This window comes from Allobosea sp. CER48 (genome assembly GCF_044752385.1).
Taxonomy (GTDB): Bacteria; Pseudomonadota; Alphaproteobacteria; order Rhizobiales; family Beijerinckiaceae; genus Allobosea.
Window position 1 is genome coordinate 1 of the sequence record NZ_JBIWYK010000477.1, and the last position, 2,309, is coordinate 2,309.

A 2,309-nucleotide genomic window follows, 5' to 3' on the forward strand; every position below is an offset into this window, starting at 1 on the left:
AGTGCCCGGGCGATCTCTTCGGCGGCGAGCGTCGGGGCCAGTGTGCCGGAAGAGACGGCGGCCTCGAGCTCCGGCGTGCGGGCCTTCAGGCCGGGATCATGCCGGAGCTTGGCCTGGAGACGGTCCTGCACCATCGCCCACATCCATTTGACGTCCTGGCGCCTTCGCTTCTCTGCGATCAGGCCCTTTGCCTCGAAACGGGCCCGGTGATCCTCGATCTTGCTCCAGAGGGCTTCGAGCCCTTCACCGGTCAGGCCCGATATGGTCACGACCGGGGTGCTCCAAAGCGTCGATGCCGGCGCCAGGATATGAAGCGCCGCCTTGTACTGGGCTGCAGCCGCGCGGGCCGCGGTCGCGCCCGGACCATCGGCCTTGTTCACGGCGATCATGTCTGCGAGCTCGATGATGCCCTTCTTGATGCCCTGCAGCTCGTCGCCGGCATTCGGCAGCATCAGCACCAGGAAGAAATCCGTCAGGTCGGCGACGGCGGTCTCGGACTGCCCGACGCCTACCGTTTCGACCAGGATGACGTCGAAACCGGCGGCCTCGCAGAGCAGCATGGTCTCGCGGGTCTTGGCCGCGACGCCACCCAGAGTGCCGGAGGAGGGCGAAGGCCGGATATAGGCGTTGGGATCGACGGAGAGCCGGGCCATCCGCGTCTTGTCGCCGAGGATCGAACCGCCGGTGCGGGTGGACGAGGGATCGACCGCGAGCACGGCCACCTTGTGGCCTCTCGCCGCGAGATAGCTGCCAAGCGCGTCGATCGTTGTCGACTTGCCCACGCCGGGAACGCCGGTGATCCCGACGCGGACCGCGCGGCCCGTGTGGGGCAGCAGACGCTGGATCAGCGCCTGTGCCTGCTCGCGATGGTCGGCGCGGCGCGATTCCGCCAGCGTGATCGCGCGGGCCAGCGCGGCGCGCTCGCCGGCGAGGAGTGCGTCGCCGAGCGAGTCGGCAGAGGGAATGCGATCGGCCATGGCGTCAGTTAGCAAGCCGCCGCCGAGGGCGACAAGGCGTTCGAGGCACGGCCGTTGCTTCATCACTGTGTCATGCGCGCATCTTGAAGATTTGTGCGTCCGGTGAGACGACTGGGCGATGATCGGCGTGGCGATGCGTTTTCGTGGTGTTGTCTGGGCATTGCTGCTGCCGCTGGTGCTTGCGGCCTGCGCGACACCGCGCACGCTGGAGCTGAGCCAGGCTCCCGCAGCCGACATCGCCGGCACTGTCGAGATCTACGTCGCGACGACGCGCGAGCCTTCGGCGCAGCCGGTGTATTTCAGCGGCGAGCGCGGGCCGAAGCTCTCCTTCGCGCGGCTCGACATCACCGTGCCGCGCAGCCACAAGCCCGGCAGCCTCGAACTGCCGAGCTCGGGGCCGGGCGACCCTTCCAAGTATTTCACCGCGACCTATCTCCAGCGCCTCGATCTCGCGCCGGTCATTGCGGACGTTCGCAAGGAGCTCATGCGCCGCCCTGCCAACCAGCGCGACGTGCTGGTCTTCGTCCATGGCTACAACACGAATTTCGCCGATGCGGTCTACCGCTTTGCCCAGATCGTCTACGATTCCGGCTTCAAGGGCGTGCCGGTCCTGTTCTCCTGGCCCTCGCGCGGCGAACTGCTCGCCTATCCCTACGATCGCGAGAGCGCCTTCTATTCGCGGGATTTCCTCGAGGCCAACCTGCGCGGGATCGCCCGCGATCTCGGAGCCGGGCGCATGGATATCCTCGCCCATTCGATGGGCACGCTGCTGACGCTGGAGACCCTGCGCCAGGCGGCCATCCGCGGCGACGGCGCCTTCGGCGGCAAGCTGCGCGACGTCATGCTCGCTGCGCCCGATGTCGATCTCGACGTCTTCAAGACGCAGATGGCCCAGATACGGCGGCCGGTCACGGTCTTCGTGTCCTCTGATGACCGGGCACTCGACTTCTCGCGTCGCTTCGCGGGCGACAAGACCCGGCTCGGCGCCGTCTCCGCAAAGGACACGGAGACGATCGCGCAGCTCGAGAAGCTCGGCGTGCGGATCATCGACATCTCCGAGGTATCGTCCGGGGACAGCCTGAACCACGGCAAGTTCGCGTCCTCACCGCGGGTCGTGCAGCTCATCGGCGCAAGGCTGCAGCAGGATCGCGGCATTGGTTTCGCCGGGCCGCAATTCGGCGACCGGATCGGCGATGTCGCTGGAGGCGTGGTCGGAACCGTGGGTTCGACCGTCGGCCTGGTCGTGACCGCGCCGTTGACGATCCTCTCCGGCGGGCGGTGATGTGACCTCGCTGCAACGGCTGCCGGCCGGCGTGGCCGGGTCGCAGTGCC

The 2,309-nt window shown here is 67.8% G+C and carries 2 protein-coding genes; one reads left to right on the forward strand and one right to left on the reverse strand.

From position 1 onward, the window contains the following. Window positions 1-977 (reverse strand): methylmalonyl Co-A mutase-associated GTPase MeaB (meaB, locus tag ACIPIA_RS14565; protein ID WP_400510582.1); only part of this gene is annotated, 977 nt, incomplete at its 3' end. Between the two features lie 133 nt (window positions 978-1,110). Here meaB and ACIPIA_RS14570 point away from each other — a divergent pair. Beyond that, a complete protein-coding gene (locus ACIPIA_RS14570) occupies window positions 1,111-2,259 on the forward strand; it encodes an alpha/beta hydrolase (protein ID WP_400510584.1) in 1,149 nt (382 codons plus the stop codon). The last annotated feature ends 50 nt before the right edge of the window (window positions 2,260-2,309 follow it).

Coding starts and splice junctions, on each gene's coding strand:
- ACIPIA_RS14570 (WP_400510584.1), top strand. CDS start 1,111: ATGCGTTTTCGTGGTGTTGTCTGGGCATTGCTGCTGCCGCTGGTGCTT.